The organism is Antarcticibacterium arcticum (assembly GCF_007993795.1).
Classification (GTDB): Bacteria; Bacteroidota; Bacteroidia; order Flavobacteriales; family Flavobacteriaceae; genus Gillisia; species Gillisia arctica.
This window is the reverse complement of record NZ_CP042476.1, coordinates 2,591,312-2,607,766: the sequence shown is the minus strand read 5'-3', so window position 1 is coordinate 2,607,766 and position 16,455 is coordinate 2,591,312. Positions and strand designations below refer to the sequence as shown.

14 protein-coding genes are annotated in these 16,455 nt (G+C 40.6%); 11 read left to right on the top strand and 3 right to left on the bottom strand.

The genetic code is table 11. The annotated features are described in order from the left end of the window. The first annotated feature begins 7 nt into the window (after nt 1–7). From FK178_RS11785 to FK178_RS11750, 8 genes are all read left to right on the top strand, one after another. Nucleotides 8–907, top strand: coding sequence for an AraC family transcriptional regulator (locus FK178_RS11785; RefSeq protein ID WP_146835316.1), 900 nt, complete (start codon nt 8–10; stop codon nt 905–907). Nucleotides 908–916: 9 nt separating this feature from the next. Then, the gene (locus FK178_RS11780) at nt 917–1,651 is read left to right on the top strand and encodes a ThuA domain-containing protein (RefSeq protein ID WP_146835313.1); all 735 of its coding nucleotides are present in this window, start codon (nt 917–919) and stop codon (nt 1,649–1,651) included. Between the two features lie 88 nt (nt 1,652–1,739). Next, complete coding sequence (gene hemH, locus FK178_RS11775) at nt 1,740–2,774, top strand: ferrochelatase (RefSeq protein WP_146835311.1); 1,035 nt, start codon at nt 1,740–1,742, stop codon at nt 2,772–2,774. Further along, complete coding sequence (locus FK178_RS11770; protein WP_146835308.1) at nt 2,774–4,150, top strand: MATE family efflux transporter; 1,377 nt, start codon at nt 2,774–2,776, stop codon at nt 4,148–4,150. The genes hemH and FK178_RS11770 overlap by 1 nt, the downstream gene beginning before the upstream one ends. 75 nt (nt 4,151–4,225) lie before the next feature. Further along, nucleotides 4,226–4,774: a CopD family protein gene (locus tag FK178_RS11765; protein WP_146837629.1), complete on the top strand. Its 549-nt coding sequence runs from the start codon at nt 4,226–4,228 to the stop codon at nt 4,772–4,774. Between the two features lie 45 nt (nt 4,775–4,819). Continuing rightward, nucleotides 4,820–6,277, top strand: coding sequence for a sensor histidine kinase (locus tag FK178_RS11760; protein WP_146835305.1), 1,458 nt, complete (start codon nt 4,820–4,822; stop codon nt 6,275–6,277). Nucleotides 6,278–6,333: 56 nt separating this feature from the next. Next, nucleotides 6,334–7,116, top strand: coding sequence for an enoyl-CoA hydratase/isomerase family protein (locus tag FK178_RS11755; RefSeq protein WP_146835302.1), 783 nt, complete (start codon nt 6,334–6,336; stop codon nt 7,114–7,116). A gap of 64 nt (nt 7,117–7,180) precedes the next feature. After that, nucleotides 7,181–8,257 carry a PA0069 family radical SAM protein gene (locus tag FK178_RS11750; protein ID WP_146835298.1) on the top strand — a complete coding sequence of 359 codons (1,077 nt, stop codon included), beginning with the start codon at nt 7,181–7,183 and terminating at the stop codon, nt 8,255–8,257. Here the strand turns inward: FK178_RS11750 and FK178_RS11745 are convergent. After that, entirely contained in the window at nt 8,254–9,363 is a 1,110-nt protein-coding gene (locus FK178_RS11745) for an endonuclease/exonuclease/phosphatase family protein (RefSeq protein WP_146835295.1), read from the bottom strand. The genes FK178_RS11750 and FK178_RS11745 overlap by 4 nt on opposite strands. Nucleotides 9,364–9,475: 112 nt before the next feature. On the opposite strand from FK178_RS11745, the gene FK178_RS11740 reads away from it, so the two are divergent. The 3 genes from FK178_RS11740 (at nt 9,476) to FK178_RS11730 (ending at nt 14,219) form a co-directional block, all read left to right on the top strand. Next, the gene (locus tag FK178_RS11740) at nt 9,476–12,307 is read left to right on the top strand and encodes a carboxypeptidase-like regulatory domain-containing protein (protein ID WP_146835292.1); all 2,832 of its coding nucleotides are present in this window, start codon (nt 9,476–9,478) and stop codon (nt 12,305–12,307) included. A gap of 40 nt (nt 12,308–12,347) precedes the next feature. Beyond that, the gene (locus tag FK178_RS11735; RefSeq protein WP_146835289.1) at nt 12,348–13,733 is read left to right on the top strand and encodes a DUF5689 domain-containing protein; all 1,386 of its coding nucleotides are present in this window, start codon (nt 12,348–12,350) and stop codon (nt 13,731–13,733) included. Between the two features lie 78 nt (nt 13,734–13,811). Continuing rightward, entirely contained in the window at nt 13,812–14,219 is a 408-nt protein-coding gene (locus tag FK178_RS11730) for a hypothetical protein (protein WP_146835286.1), read from the top strand. Between the two features lie 93 nt (nt 14,220–14,312). Here FK178_RS11730 and FK178_RS11725 read toward each other — a convergent pair whose 3' ends face one another. Beyond that, entirely contained in the window at nt 14,313–15,044 is a 732-nt protein-coding gene (locus tag FK178_RS11725) for a hypothetical protein (protein WP_146835283.1), read from the bottom strand. Nucleotides 15,045–15,132: 88 nt separating this feature from the next. After that, nucleotides 15,133–16,353 (bottom strand): GTPase HflX, encoded by a 1,221-nt coding sequence (gene hflX, locus FK178_RS11720; protein ID WP_146835280.1) that lies wholly within the window; start codon nt 16,351–16,353, stop codon nt 15,133–15,135. Nucleotides 16,354–16,455: the final 102 nt, after the last annotated feature.

The window sequence follows — 16,455 nt, the reverse complement described above, 5'->3', positions numbered from 1 at the left end:
ATTTCCTATGGAATTGGTAGAAGAAAATATCGCTGGAGGGTTTATTGATCAAACAAAAATTGAGGATGGATTTTATATTTTAAAATTTCAGAATGAAGCTGATACCCCTCAATTAATAAGCCGTGGAATTAGCAGCAGCTATATCCAGTTTCATTTTAATGTAAAGGGTAAAAGCAAATTTTTGTTCAATAATGGCAATTATCAATTGCCCCTGGAGGAAGAGAAATCCTTGCTTTTGTATAATCCCAAACAGGACCTGCCTTTAAATCTGGAGTTGCAGGCTAAGTCCTGGCTCATATCGCTGGTCATATCTATAGAGAAATTCCATTCCCTTTTCTCTGAGGAAGCTAAATTTATCCCCTTTCTTACCCTGGAGAACAAGGATAAGAAATATTACCAGGACGGTACTATTTCCCCTTCCATGGCGATAGTGTTAAACCAGCTGATGAATTTTAACCTGATGCCTACTATAAAATCTTTATATTTTAAAGGCAAGGCCTATGAGTTGCTGAGTTTGCAATTCAACCGCGCAGGAGATCCAGATGTAGAACAATGCCCATTTTTAAGTGATGAGGTAAACATCTTAAAAATAAGAAAGGCCAAGGATATTGTGATCTCCAGAATGGCAGAGCCCCCTTCGTTACAGGAACTATCAGATGAAATAGGCTTAAGCCTTAAAAAACTAAAAGAGGGTTTTAAACAAATCTATGGTGATTCAGTTTATAGTTTTCTGTTTGATTATAAAATGGAATATGCCAGAAAGTTACTTGATAGCGGGGAATACAATGTGAATGAGGTAGGTTTAAAGGTGGGTTACAGCACCGCAAGCCATTTTATTGCATCCTTCAGAAAAAAATTTGGCACTACTCCCAAGAAGTATATCATGTCTCTTCCTGCAGCTAATTAATCGTCTTCCATGCGCTACCTTAAACCAATTATATTTACTTTAAGCCTGCTTCTTTTCAGCGCAATGAAGGCACAGGACAGGCAAGTACTGGTATTTTACAAAACCGAAGGTTTTATCCACAATTCTATTCCTGCAGGATTGCAGGCAATTGAAGGTCTTGGAAAAGGAAATAATTTTAAAGTTAAGCATACAAATAAAGGTGAAGATTTTACTAAGGAGGCACTTAGGAGTTTAGACCTTGTAATTTTCCTGAATACAACAGGCGATGTGCTCAATAAAGAGCAACAAGAATCCTTTGAACAGTATATTCATTCCGGAGGAAGTTTTTTCGGAATCCACTCCGCTGCAGAGACAGAGTATGACTGGGAATGGTACGGAAGACTGGTGGGAGCATACTTTAAAGACCACCCTAAAGTGCAGCCCGCAACCATTGAAGTAGTCCAACCAAACCACCCCAGTGTGGCCCATTTACCTTTAGCGTGGAACCGCGCAGATGAATGGTATAACTACAAAATGATAAATCCGGAAATACGTATCCTGTTAAACCTAAGGGAAGATTCCTATGAGGGTGGAAATATGGGGCTTAACCATCCCATAGCCTGGTACAGGGAACTGGATGGGGGTGGAATTTCAGTTTATACCGGGGGAGGCCATGAAATTACATCCTATGAAGAGCCTCTTTTTGTTGAACATTTATTGCAATGCATTTTATTTGCGCTAAATGCCGGAGACCGTAAGAAGTAATTGATTATTTAAGTATAGGAAGGAATAATGCATATTTGAAAAAGCGCAATTCAATTAATGCTATTTTTGTTGAGGAAAAAGAAAAAAGATGAGTAAAGGTGTACTTTTAGTAAACCTTGGGTCACCGGATAGTACCGACCCCAGGGATGTAAAAAGATATTTAGGGGAGTTTTTAATGGATGAGAGGGTAATAGATGTACCTCTTTGGGCCCGTAATATTTTGGTAAAAGGGATCATATTAAATACCCGCCCCAAAAAATCGGCTGAAGCTTATCAAAAAATATGGTGGGAAGAGGGGTCGCCCTTGATCGTGCTTTCTGAAAGACTGCGTGACAAGATTGATGAGCATACTTCCATTCCCATAGTTTTGGCCATGCGTTACGGGAAACCCAATATAAAATCGGGACTTCAGCAGCTGCAGGATATGGGTGTAGATGAGGTATTGATATTTCCGCTTTACCCCCAGTTTGCAATGGCAACCACTGAAACTATTCTGGTGCTTGCTGAAGAGCTTCGGAAGGAGTTTTTCCCTGAAATGACCTTCACATCAGTTCCTGCATTTTACAATCACCCGGATTATATAAGGACTCTGGCTACAAGTATTTCAGAAAGACTTAAAGGCGTTGATTTTCAACACCTGCTTTTTTCATACCACGGGGTACCTGAAAGACATATTAGAAAAAGCGATATCACCAAATCCCATTGTAAGATTGACGGGTCGTGTTGTGTAACACCTTCGCCGGCGCATCAGTTCTGCTACAGGCACCAATGTTTTGAAACTACCAGGTTGGTGGCCGAATATCTGGATCTCAAAGAAAATACCTATAGCGTATCCTTCCAATCCCGTCTTGGTTTCGATCCCTGGTTGCAACCCTACACAGACCGTACAATTGAACGGTTTGGAAAACAGGGAATGAAAAAACTTGCCATTGTCACCCCTGCCTTTGTGAGCGACTGCCTCGAAACCCTTGAGGAAATAGCAATGGAAGGAGAGGAGATCTTTCACGAAGTGGGCGGTAAGGATTTTACTGTAGTCCCTTGTTTAAATGACAGGGATGACTGGGTAAAAGTGCTTTCCAGATGGATTGATGAGTGGGCACATTCAAACCCGGTTGAGGCATAATGGCCCGGCTTGACGCTGCAGCTTTAGGAAGCGAACCTGTTGGGAAACTACTTATAAAACAGGCTGTTCCTGCGTCTATTGGGATTCTGGTAATGTCCCTGAATATTTTAGTGGACACTATTTTTGTGGGTAACTGGATTGGCTCCATTGCCATTGCGGCAATTAATGTTGTTTTGCCTATTTCTTTTTTTATTGCCGCCCTGGGAATGGCAATAGGAATTGGAGGATCTTCAGTTATTTCAAGGGCTCTGGGGGGAGATGATAAAGAAAAGGCCCGCAGGACTTTTGGTAATCAGATCACCCTTACCATTCTTCTCACCGTTACCATGGTAACCCTGGGGTTAATCTATGTAGATTCCCTAATCCCAACATTTGGAGGCAAGGGGGATATTTTTGATCCTGCAAAGATCTACTACACGATTGTTTTATACGGTGTGCCCTTTCTCGCACTTTCTATGATGGGAAATACTGTAATAAGGGCAGAGGGGAAACCCAAATTTGCCATGGTGGCAATGATTATTCCTTCAGTGACTAACCTTTTTCTGGATTATTTGTTCATAAATGTAATGGACATGGGAATACAGGGTGCGGCCTGGGCCACTACCATTTCTTTCATTTTTTCCTTCTCCTATGTGTTGTGGTTCTTTCTCACAAGATCTGAGCTCTCTATTAACCTGGGACATTTTGAATTTAAATGGCCAATTTTAAAGGAAATATCATCCCTGGGATTTGTAACACTTGCACGTCAGGCTGTTGTAAGTATTACTTATTTATTGATGAATAATATCCTTTTTGACCTGGGAGGAGAAGATTCGGTTACCGTATATGCGATAATTGGAAGAATGCTTATGTTCGCTCTTTTCCCTGTTTTTGGAATGACCCAGGGATTCTTGCCAATAGCGGGATTTAACTACGGAGCACAAAACTGGCAGCGGGTAAGAAAAAGTATCAACAGGGCGGTTATCTATGCAAGTGCTCTGGCACTTCTGGTCTTTGCAGGAATTCAAATTTTTGCTGAAGAGATTGTCATGGTATTCACCACCAATCAAAAGGTTATTGCCGAAACCCCTTCTGCAATGAGGTGGGTTTTTGCTGCAACTCCAGTAATTGCGGTACAGTTAATTGGCTCTGCATATTTTCAGGCTATAGGTCGGGCGGTACCTGCACTGTTATTAACACTATCTAGACAAGGTTTTATTTTTATTCCCCTGGTTTTAATTTTGCCCCAATACCTGGGGGAGATTGGCGTTTGGGTTTCATTTCCTTTAGCCGATGTGCTTTCAACCCTGGTAACAGCCTGGTTTTTAAATAAGGAAATAAGATTAAAACTTAAACCTGCTGCGGTGAAGACATTTCCCAAAAAAGGAATTTTATAAATAACTATATTTGTTTAAAACCGTATTCCCGCAATAACCGGAACGCTTCCAACTTTTTAAAATAATTAGTTTGTGATCGAATATTATCTGTATATAAAAGCCTTACATCTTATTTTTGTGATCACCTGGTTTGCCGGGCTTTTTTATATCCCCCGTCTATTTGTCTATCATATTGAAGCCAATCTCAAACCGGAGCCGGAGAAAAGTATTCTGGTGCCTCAATTGCAGCTTATGACCCGCAGGTTATGGTACATAATTACCTGGCCTTCTGCAATACTGGCGAGTCTCTTTGCATTCTGGCTGCTTTATCTTATGCCCATCTGGCTGGACCAGGACTGGATGGTTGTAAAACTTGGTTTTGTAGTATTGTTGTATATGTATCATTACAAATGCCATCTTATCTTCAAGGAGTTGCAAAACAATGTTGTGAAATGGAGTTCTAACCAAATGCGACTGTGGAATGAGGGTTCCACGCTTATCCTCTTTGCCGTAATATTTCTGGTTGTGGTACGGGATGCAGTTAACTGGATATATGGAGTAATAGGTATTTTTCTGCTTTCTGTTATACTTATGCTGGGGTTTAAAATGTACAAACGTATAAGAAGTAAAAACCCTAATGCGTAGTGTGGTGTGAAAATTGATTATTGAAGTAAAATTGCTCTAAATTACATGAAGCTTTTAAAATTATCTTTAAGGAACCGTATTTTCATATCAATGATCTTATTGGTTTTAGGGGCTTCCATTCTTATAGCCGGGGTTACCGTGTACCAATACAAACATGAATCTGAATCCTACCACAGGGAACGCCTTGAGCGCAAAGAACAGGCAATAAGGGAAAATATAAAATTCGTACTGGAAAGCACCACCCATGTGGTAAATACCGCAAATATGGCGGTCATCCTGAAGGAACGGGGAAAGATCCATGAGATCTCCCAGGTGCACGATATGCGCATTCATGTATATGATCTAAGTGGGAAATTATTGATCAAATCCAATGAAACCTTTTTCAGGGACACCACCGTTGCACAGATCCCTTTAAATATTCTTAGGGAACTGGAAAGTTCCTCCAATAAGAGGTATTTAAAAAAATCTGAAGTAAACGGGCAAAAGTTCCAGTCGTCCTACACTTATTTAAATGACAACCAATTTAAGCCCCTGGCAATACTTTACCTGCCTTATTTACAGGATGATGAGCTGCTGCAAAAAGACCTCAATAATTTTTTAATGAAGCTTGGAGAGGTGTATCTTTTTATGCTGGTGCTGGCCATATTGCTGTCCTATTTTCTCTCAAAGTATATTACCAAATCCCTTAAACTTGTTTCCGCAAAGATCATTGAAACCCGTCTTGATAAACGTAACCAAAAGATAGACATAGATAATGCTTCCGAGGAAATTTATACGCTTGTTGCCGCTTATAATAGTATGATAGATGAGCTTGAGGAAAGCGCCGTAAAACTCGCAACAGGCGAACGGGAACAGGCCTGGAGGGAAATGGCAAAACAGGTAGCTCACGAGATAAAGAACCCATTAACTCCTATGAGGCTTAGCGTGCAGAGTTTTCAGCGCAATTTTGACCCCAATGATCCCAACATCCACCTCAAAGTGGAGGAATACAGCAATACCCTGATACATCAAATAGATACAATGAGTGCCATTGCATCGGCTTTTTCCAATTTCGCAAAAATGCCGGCACAGCAAAATGAGATCCTGAATGTTCCCAAAATTGTAAAACTGGCCCTGGATATTTTCAATGAAAATTATATAGTTTTCACCTCTGAGAAAGATGAGATCCTGGCCAAATTTGACCGTACCCAACTAATAAGAGTGGTTACCAACCTGGTTAAAAATGCCACCCAGGCGTTACAGGATGTTGAAAATCCTAAGATTTTGGTGAGAGTAGAGGAGATGGACCAAATGGTGAGCATTACGGTATCAGATAACGGAATAGGGATTACTGAAGAAAACAAAGAAAAGGTGTTTGAGCCTAAATTTACCACTAAAACCAGCGGAATGGGACTAGGATTGGCAATGGTTAAAAATCTGGTAGAAACCTACGGGGGTAGCATCACCTTCACTTCCAAAAAAAATAAAGGAACTATATTTACGGTAAAATTTCCCAGGAACTAAGGGGAATATAAATTATCCACCTGTCCTAAAAGTCATGTGGAATTAAAATAACACCTATGAAATTTCAGAATATTTTAGAACAAAACAATCACGGGATCCTAAGAATTACCATCAATAGGCCTTCAAAACTGAATGCTCTTAACAAAGAAACTATTGAGGAACTGCACCGTGCATTAAACAATGCCCGGAAAGAGGATGAGGTTAAAGTGATCATACTTACCGGAAGTGGGGAAAAAGCTTTCGTTGCCGGGGCAGATATAAGTGAATTCGCCGATTTTTCAGTTGAAGAAGGTTCTCAATTAGCTGCGGAGGGTCAGGAAAAATTATTTGACCTTGTGGCCAATTTTCCCAAACCGGTAATTGCTGCCGTAAATGGATTCGCTTTGGGTGGTGGCCTGGAACTGGCCATGGCAGCACATTTCAGGATTGCTTCAGAAAATGCAAAAATGGGCTTGCCAGAGGTTTCCCTTGGAGTGATTCCCGGGTATGGTGGTACGCAACGCTTGCCGCAACTTGTGGGAAAAGGAAGAGCCATGGAAATGATTATGACGGCAGGGATGATAGATTCCCACCAGGCTTTACAATATAACCTTGTAAATCACGTGACCACCCAGGAAGAATTACTGGAATTTACTGAAAAGATAGCATGCAGGATCATGAGGAATTCTATGGTTGCCATTCGCTCTGCCATTAAAGCGGTAAATGCCAATTACGAAGATGGTTTAAACGGCTTCGCAACCGAAATTGAAGAATTTGGGAGATGCTTTGGAACTGCCGACTTTAAAGAAGGCACCACTGCATTTTTAAACAAAAGAAAAGCCGACTTTCCCGGGGAATAAATGCATTATTCAAATAAATATGGAATAATTCCTTTATTTAGGAAATATTCCATATTTTTGTTTGATGCAGAAAGTTGATGGATATACAGCCGGGAGAGGAGCACAGCTAAATGTGCATAATCGCTTTGACGCCCAGGCTCATGAAGTGCGGGAAGATTTTCTTAATTACTGCGCTTTGGAAGGGGAAGATCCTTATAAAACCCAAACTGTGCTTATTGATACCTTTCCCAAGACCATTGTGAATAGGGTAGATAGCCCAGACTTACGAATGGGTTTTTCCCTGAATCCATATCAGGGTTGCGAACACGGCTGTGTTTACTGTTATGCAAGAAATTCTCACGAATACTGGGGTTACAGTGCCGGGGTAGATTTTGAACAAAAGATCCTGGTAAAGCGCAATTGTGTGGAATTGCTGGAGAAAAAATTTCAGAGTAAACGTTGGGAAGCTTCTCCTATTGTATTATCAGGCAATACAGATTGTTACCAGCCAATCGAAAAGAAACTGGAGATCACCCGGTCCCTTCTCAAAACATTCCTTAAATACAAACATCCGGTAGGGATAATTACCAAAAATGCCCTGATCCAACGCGATATCGATATTTTGAAGGAACTGGCAAAGGACAATCTGGTACAGGTAAATCTTTCCATTACTTCCCTGGATGAAAGCATGCGCCGTATGCTGGAGCCCAGAACCGCCACGGTGAAAAAAAGACTTGAAACAGTTGAAAAACTTACTGCGGAAGGGATACCGGTAAGTGTGATGATGGCCCCCATAATTCCTGCTATAAACAGTCATGAGATCCTTCCCTTGGTAAAAGCGGTGGCCGAAAGGGGCGCCCTAAGCGTGGGTTATACCATGGTGCGCCTTAACGGTGCGATTGGAGGAATTTTCACTGACTGGATTCAAAAAACCATGCCCGACAGGGCTGAAAAGGTCCTGCACCAAATCGCCGAATGCCACGGAGGTAATCTCAACGACAGTGTGTTTGGCCGCCGTATGAAAGGAGAAGGAAATATCGCTGAACAGGTTGCTCAACAATTTACAATTGCCCGCAAAAAATATTTACAGGGAAGAGCGCTTCCGGTTTTAAACTGTGATCTTCATGAGCAATATAAGGATGGGCAAATGAAGTTGTTTTAATAACCCCCCTCCAGCGTCTCCAACAATAGGGGAACCGGTACTTCCTTAATTAAATAAACATACACAGGAAAATGGTCACTGTAGCCGCCCGTGTATCCTCCATAATCATAACTTCTAAACGGATACCCTTTATATTGGCCAGATGGAGTGAGTAAATATTCAGGATTAAATATCCCGGCCCGGTAAAATTGATAGGTAGAGTAATCATTTCCCAAAAGTGCGTGGGATAGGATGATCTGGTCAAAAAGGTTCCAGCCGTCTCTGTAGGCCAGGGTGCCCATTCCTTTTCTCAGCATACTTTCCATGGGGTTAAAAAGCTCTCCAATCCCTGTTTTACCTTTGTCAGCTTTAGTACCCAAAACCTTCCTGATGCTCCGGTTGGTTGGGTCATCATTGAAATCTCCCATAATAATAATTCGGGCATAAGGGTCCACCTGGTGAAGGGAATCAATAATTTTGCGGTTTAACCGTGCTGCGCTTTCCCTTTTATAACTGCTTCTTGCTTCCCCGCCACTTCGGGATGGCCAGTGATTTACGATAAAATGCATGGGTTCTCCTTCAAAAAGGCCGCTCACAACCAATTGATCTCTTGTATAAACTCTCTTTGAAGGATCATCTGCTTCATAAATAAGCAATCGGCGGGATTGGGAATGTTGTGGGATAAACAGGTCTTTTTGATAAAGGAGCCCCACATCGATGCCGCGCCTGTCCGGAGAATCATAATGTATAATCCCATAGTTGTATGAAATTAGAGCGGGTTGAATTACAAGATCTTCCAATACTTTTAGATTTTCCACTTCACAAACACCCAAAATCGCGGGAGGTAGCTGGCTTATTTCACCTCCTATTTCAGAAATAACCCTGGACAGGTTCTTTAATTTGTGCTCATATTTTAGAATGGTCCACTTGTCGTTTCCGGTTGGGGTACGGTCATCATCAAATATGAAAGGATCATTTTCTGTATCAAATAAATTCTCAACATTATAAAACGCAACAGTCCTTAACAGGTAAAGTTTATCTACCTGGGCGGGGCTGTTATGGGTCCACAACAAGCTTATAATTATTGTTATAAAAAAGACCTTAAAACACCTTATAAATTTTAACATTCCGCAGTAAATCTATTAAAGTTATGAGAAAAAAGGCCTTCAATATACATCAAGTTAATGCAAAATAAAATTAAATAATTAACTTAAATAGTAGATAATGAATGGGTTATAAATGAAACAGGGGCTATATTTATTTCTTTGGGGCATACTTTCTGTCTTTAAAGTTCACGGTCAGCAAACCTCCCTTCGGGGAGTTGTTGTTGATGCTTCAACTTATGAACCCGTAGAAAATACCTTGGTGATCATAGATGGAACTACCTTTCAAACTCTTACAAATGCGACCGGCACTTTTATATTTTCTTCAGAAGAAATTCCGGAGGGCAACCAGATCCTGACATTTACAAGGTCTGGGTATGCAAGTCTCCGGCTTCCGGTTATCATTATAAAATCCACCGATAAGAACCTGGACCTTATTCCTCTGGAAATCGATATGTTCAGGGAGCAGATGCTTATGGGTGCTATTAGCTTGTCTGATGCTCAATTAAGCGAAGAGGAGGGGAATGTGGATAATGTGGCCGGTTTGCTCCAGGCTTCCCGCGATGTTTTTCTAAATGCTGCTGCTTTTGATTTTAGCCAGACTTTTTTCAGGCCACGGGGATTGGACAGTGAATATGGAAAGGTTTATATCAATGGTGTTGAAATGAATAAAATATTTAATGGCAGACCGCAATGGAGCAATTGGGGTGGCCTAAATGATGTCCAGCGCAACCAGGTGGTTTCTACTGCGACTGTACCTTCAGAAGTGGGATTTGGCGGCCTTGCAGGAACTACTAATATTATAATGAGGGCTTCTGCCTATGGAAAAGGCGGAAGGGTCTCTTATGCCATGGCAAACAGAAGTTACACCGGTAGAATAATGGCGACCTATAATTCAGGCGAACTGGAAAGAGGATGGACTTATTCAGTTTCGGCATCAAGACGGTTTGCAACCGAAGGTTTTATTGATGGTACTGCATACGATGCCAACAGCTTATTTATTTCCGCCGAAAAGAAAATAAATGATTTCCACAGCCTTAATTTCAGTGGCTTTTATACTCCCAATTTTCGGGGTAAATCCTCTGCCAACACCCAGGAAGTATATGATCTCAAGGGGCAACAGTATAATTCATTCTGGGGATATCAAAATGGGGAGATCCGCAATTCGCGTTACAGGGAGATTGAGGAACCGGTTGTAATGCTTAATCATTTCTGGAAACTATCGCGCAACACCCAGATCAATTCTAACCTGGCTTATCAATTTGGAAAAATTGCCAATAGCCGTATAGATTTTGGAGGAACCCGCCTGGTGTCCCAACCAAACGGGCAGGAAAGTTTTGTGGGGGGAGGTTCGAATCCCGATCCCGCATATTATCAAAAATTGCCAAGTTATTTTCTTCGTGCAGCTAACAACCCTAATTATATGGGTGCATATATTGCGCAACAGGAACTTATTAATAATGGCCAGCTTAACTGGAATGAACTTTATAATGCCAATCTTACCTCTCTTCAAAACGGGGGCAATTCAATTTATATCCTGGCTGAAGACAGGAATGACGACCAACAGATTACTGTTAATTCTATTCTTAATACCACTTTCAATGAAAGATTAAAATTGATCTCAAAGCTTACATACACAAAGCTTATAAGTGAGAATTTTGCCAGTGTAAAAGATCTGCTTGGGGGTTCCGGTTATTTGGATGTTGATTTTTTTGCCCAGGCCAATGAGAACTCCCTTATTGGAGACAGAGGTCAAAACGACTTTAGAAACCGAAATAGGATTGCCAACCAGGGAGACCGGTTTAAATATAATTTTGAACTATTGGCCACGGTGCTTGAAGCCTATTCCCAACTTCAGTTTAAAACCAGAAGATCTGATCTCTACTTCGCCGGCCAGATATCCCAGACCACATATCAACGCAACGGCTTATTTCAAAATGGAAGTTATCCCAATAATTCTCTTGGGAAAAGTGACTTGCTCAATTTTACCAATATTGGGCTTAAGACAGGGGGAACCTATAGATTCACGGGGAGACACTTGCTGGACTATAATCTAAGTTATTATACCAGGCCACCCACTTTACGTAATTCCTTCTCCAATTCCCGAATGAACAATGAAATTGTGCGCGATTTGTCTAACGAGCAGTTATTTTCTGGAGACCTGAATTACATTTTCAGAACGCCACTATTCAGGCTGAGGTTAACTGGCTATTTTACCGAAGTACAGGATGGCACTGCAATTTCTTTTTATTATGCCGATGGTTTGAGTGAAATGGGTAGGACAGGTGCCACAGCCTTTGTACAGGAAGTAATGACAAATATTGATAAAAGGCATTTTGGGATAGAATCTGGGGTGGAGTATCAAATCACCTCTACCATAAAAGTTAAGGGAGCAGTTGCCATAGGCCAGTATACCTACAACAATAATCCCAGGTTATCCCTTACCTCAGACAGCTTTACGGAGCCAATAAATTACTGGGTTTCCAATCTCAAGAATTACCGAGTAGGAGGCGGACCTCAAAGGGCAGCCCAGCTTGGATTCGAGTACCGTGACCCAAATTTCTGGTGGTTTGGAACAACCGTTAATTTCTTTTCTCATGCATTTATAAATGTGAGTCCCATTACCCGTACCTCAAATTTTCTAACAGATGTTGACGGGCTTCCTATTATAAATTATGATGAAGGTACAGCGAAAGAATTGCTCAAACAGGAACAATTTGATTCCTATGTATTAATGAATGCAATTGGTGGCAAGTCCTGGAGAATTAAAAATAATTACCTCGGGTTTTTTGTTAGCCTCAACAACATTCTGGATGTAATATATAAGACAGGCGGCTTTGAGCAGTCCCGAAATGCCAATTACCCTGCACTTAAAGAAGATAGGGAAAGAGACCAGCCTTTATTTGGAAGTAAGTATTGGTATGGTACGGGTGCGTCTTATTATGCGAATGTATATTATAGATTTTAATCCCCTTGCCAATGAAAGTTAGAGCTTAAATTATCAAATTATGAAAAAAGGCAGATATTTTTTTAGTTGGATCCTTATAATCATTTTGTTTTCCTGTGTAAAGACGGATGATTTTGCCTTGCCCGAGGCAGGTAATAAAGAAATTATTGTGGAAGGAAATTTAACTACTATTGCGGCAGTTAAAGGACATTTTAATTTCCAGAACAATGAAATTTACACCTTTAGAAATACAAATGCATATTTTGAAGGTTTTGTAATATCCAGTGATGAAGGCGGTAATTTTTACAAAAAATTGGTCCTGCAGGACAAATCATCAAACCCAACGGCAGGTATTCAGGTTTTAATAGATGACCCAACTCTTTCAGACACTTTTAATTTTGGCCGTAAAGTGTTTATAAAACTGGATGGTTTAAGCCTAGGATTTAATAACGGGGTGCTCCAACTGGGAATGCAAAACCGTGGGAATATTGTCGCACTTCCCCAGGCTCTTGTAGATGAACATATTATAAGAAGCAATGAAACTGCCACTATTGTTCCTTTAAAAATTGAAATAGAGGAATTTCAGGAAAAATATAAAAATTTATTTGTCCGCTTAGAGGAGGTTCAATTCAACCGCAATTTGGTACGGGATGATCACCGGTATACATTTTCTGCTGAAAGTTTTGACAGGTTTGATGGGGAGCGGCAATTGGAAAGCTGCCGGAGTGGCGCTACAACAAATCTAAGCACCAGTACTTTTTCGAGTTTCAGGTCTCTGTTACTTCCGCAGTCTTCCGGAAGTATTGAGGGGGTGCTCACCAGGAACTTTTATGATGATTATTACATCCTGGTTATCAATACCCCCGAAGCCCTGAATTTTGAAAATGGAGAGAGGTGTGATCCCCAATATTTAAAATGCGGGAATAATATTACCCCCGGAGTGGAGACCATTTTCTCTGAAAGTTTTGAAACCATTACCACCGTAAGAATGCTTGAAACACGTGGCTTCACCAATCTTAATGTGAGTGGAGGAAGCAAGCGCTTTGAACCCGGCACCCTTGGAGGTAACAGGCATGTGAGGATTACAGCCTATAATACTCAGGAAATACCATTGGAAGCCTGGTTAATTACCCCGCCAATAGACCTGAATAAATCATCAAGTGAAGTTTTATCCTTTGACATTAGGGCCTCTTTTGATAATGCCACTATTTTAAGAGTGTTCATAACAAATTCTTATACAGGAAATCCCCTTACTACCAGCTGGACATTACTCGACGCAAATATCCCTGTGGGGCCTTCCAACCAAAACGGGGTAGGATTCACCAGGTCGCATATAGATATATCCTGTATTGATGGGGTAGTGCATGTAGCATTTCAATATTTGGGAGCTGCTTATGAAAAATCTACAACTTATGATATTGATAACGTAAGAGTAACAGGAATTTAAGATAACTTTTTATTACTTTTGCCTATATTATAAATAGCTTTATAATCCCCTCTGTTTCAATTATTTAATTTTAAGTGTATGGTAAAAAAATTACTTTTGATACCGGTAATGGTATTCTTATTTATTCATTCTACAAATGCTCAGGATATCTCAGGATCCTGGAGCTGGAACTCGACTGAGGGTAACAACATGTTTACGGTTGAACTTATCCAGGCTTCTGAAGATAACTACAGGGGAAATCATTGCAGCGTTTATTTACAAGGGGACCGCATTGATTGTAATGATACAAGAGATGATTTTACCATTGTTCTTATACGTAAAGCTGAAAATATTTTCCAGGGAAGTATAAGAAGCGGGTACAGTTATGCTGTGGGAAATGTGCAGCTGCAATATCTTCCAAATGAGGACACTATGCTTTTCAGCCTGAAATCGGCTCCCAAAGGAGAATATTATATGCCTTTGGAAGCGAGAATGCAACGCAATTAGGTCTTTAAAAATATTTAAGTAGATATCTTTTGGCCTTAAATAAAAAGATCAGCTCACCGGCTGATCTTTTTGTTTTTATAAATTAAATTATTTTTAGGGCTTTTTATAGGCTTCAGCATATGGAGACCATATTTCATAAATGGGGTCACCTTTTGAGCTGGTGCCTTTATGGTGCCATTTTCCATCTTTCACTTCAAAATCAAATTCCAGGCTCGCACCCACACGGCTGTCATCCCGTGAGAAAAATTCAATATTTTCTATATATTTTCCCTCTTTGGCAGTGTACGTTCCGCCTCCGGTCCCGCTAAATTCTCCGGTGGCCGAGTTAAATGCGATCCACTGGAAACGGCCTCCACTCAAAATTTTAACTGTTCGCCTGTCACCCGGTGTCATTGTTCTCATCTCTCCATTGCGTTCTCTACCTGTAATCACCCAATTTCGGGTTAAAGCATCTGCCGCTGCAGGTATTTTTTCCCACTTTTTTGAAACGCTGCCGTCAGAAATTACAATGGTGTTATCTCCTTCCCAGCTTAGCTCTGCTTCCCGGGACTTACCAATTCTGGAAGTATCCTGGGTATCAAAATCCCTGGTTTCGGCATATTTATTTCCTGTTACCGTAAACTCACCCCCACCTGCACTTAAAAATTTGTTAGTGCCCATTTCTTTAGATCCATAAGCAAAATAACCATCCTGGTTAATTCGCACCACTTCCTTATCTGTTACCGGTTCTCCGTTCTTATGTGTTAGCTTCCAGGAGCCGTTTAGGTCCTGGGAGAATAAAATTCCGCAAAAAAGGAAAATGGGTAAGATTACTAACTTTTTCATAGATTGAATTTTTTATTTTTAAATAATCTTCCGGAGGGTATACGATTGATATTGTCTAATTTAATAAGAAAAATAAAATTTTGAAAGTTTATTCTTCCTCTCCCATTTCATCATATTCGGGATAAAGAAAGCTGTTGTAGGGAAAACGTGTAACGTGAATATCTCTTACGGCTTCATATAGCTTTTTCCTGAAATCCTCCAGGTTTTCTTTATTAAGTGCTGAAATGAACAGGACGTTGTTACCCATTTTGTTCATCCAGGTTTGCCTCCATTCCTCGAGGGTATTATGTCTTGAGGTCTTTTCGGTCATAAGGTCATCTTCCTGGATTTTTTCCTCCTTGTAGGCATCAATTTTATTGAATACCATAATGGTAGGTTTACTCGCACTTTTAATATCTGCCAGCGTCTGGTTTACAGATTCTATATGATCTTCAAAGTTTGGATGCGATATATCTACAATATGCAGCAGAAGATCTGCTTCACGTACTTCATCCAGGGTAGATTTAAAAGATTCTACCAATTGCGTAGGCAATTTTCTAATAAATCCTACAGTATCCGTAAGCAGGAAAGGCAGGTTTCTTATCACCACTTTTCTTACGGTAGTATCTAAAGTGGCAAATAGTTTATTTTCGGCAAAAACCTCGCTTTTGCTTACCACATTCATTAGGGTAGATTTCCCAACATTGGTGTATCCAACCAGCGCTACCCGAACCAATTGGCCGCGGTTACCGCGTTGTACTTCCATTTGCTTGTCTATGGTCTCTATTTTCTTTTTAAGCAGGGCTATTTTATCTCTAACTATCCTTCTGTCTGTTTCAATCTCAGTTTCCCCGGGACCTCTCATTCCAATCCCCCCACGTTGTCTTTCAAGGTGGGTCCACATACCTGCAAGGCGTGGAAGTAAGTATTGATATTGAGCCAGTTCCACCTGGGTGCGTGCATAGCTGGTTTGGGCTCTTTGGGCAAATATATCCAGGATAAGGTTGGTCCTGTCCAGGATCTTACATTGAAGGACCTTTTCTATATTCTTTTGCTGCGCAGGAGAAAGTTCATCATCGAAAATTGCTGTGCCCACTTCGTGAGCATCAATATAATTTTTTACCTCCTGGATCTTACCGGAGCCCATTAAGGTTTTGGGATCTGGTTTATCCATTTTTTGGGTAAATCTTTTTAAGACTTCCCCACCGGCCGTATATGTTAGAAATTCAAGTTCGTCTAAGTACTCATCCAGTTTATCGGCGTCCTGATCACGGGTAACTATACCTATGAGGACAACTTTTTCATAATTTAAATCGCTTTTTTCTATCATAGAAACAAAGTTACATAATACTATCTATCTAAGGTTAAACCCGAAGTTATACAACAAAATTTTAACTAGAAATTATTTAAAACAAAAATTCCGGAACCTGGG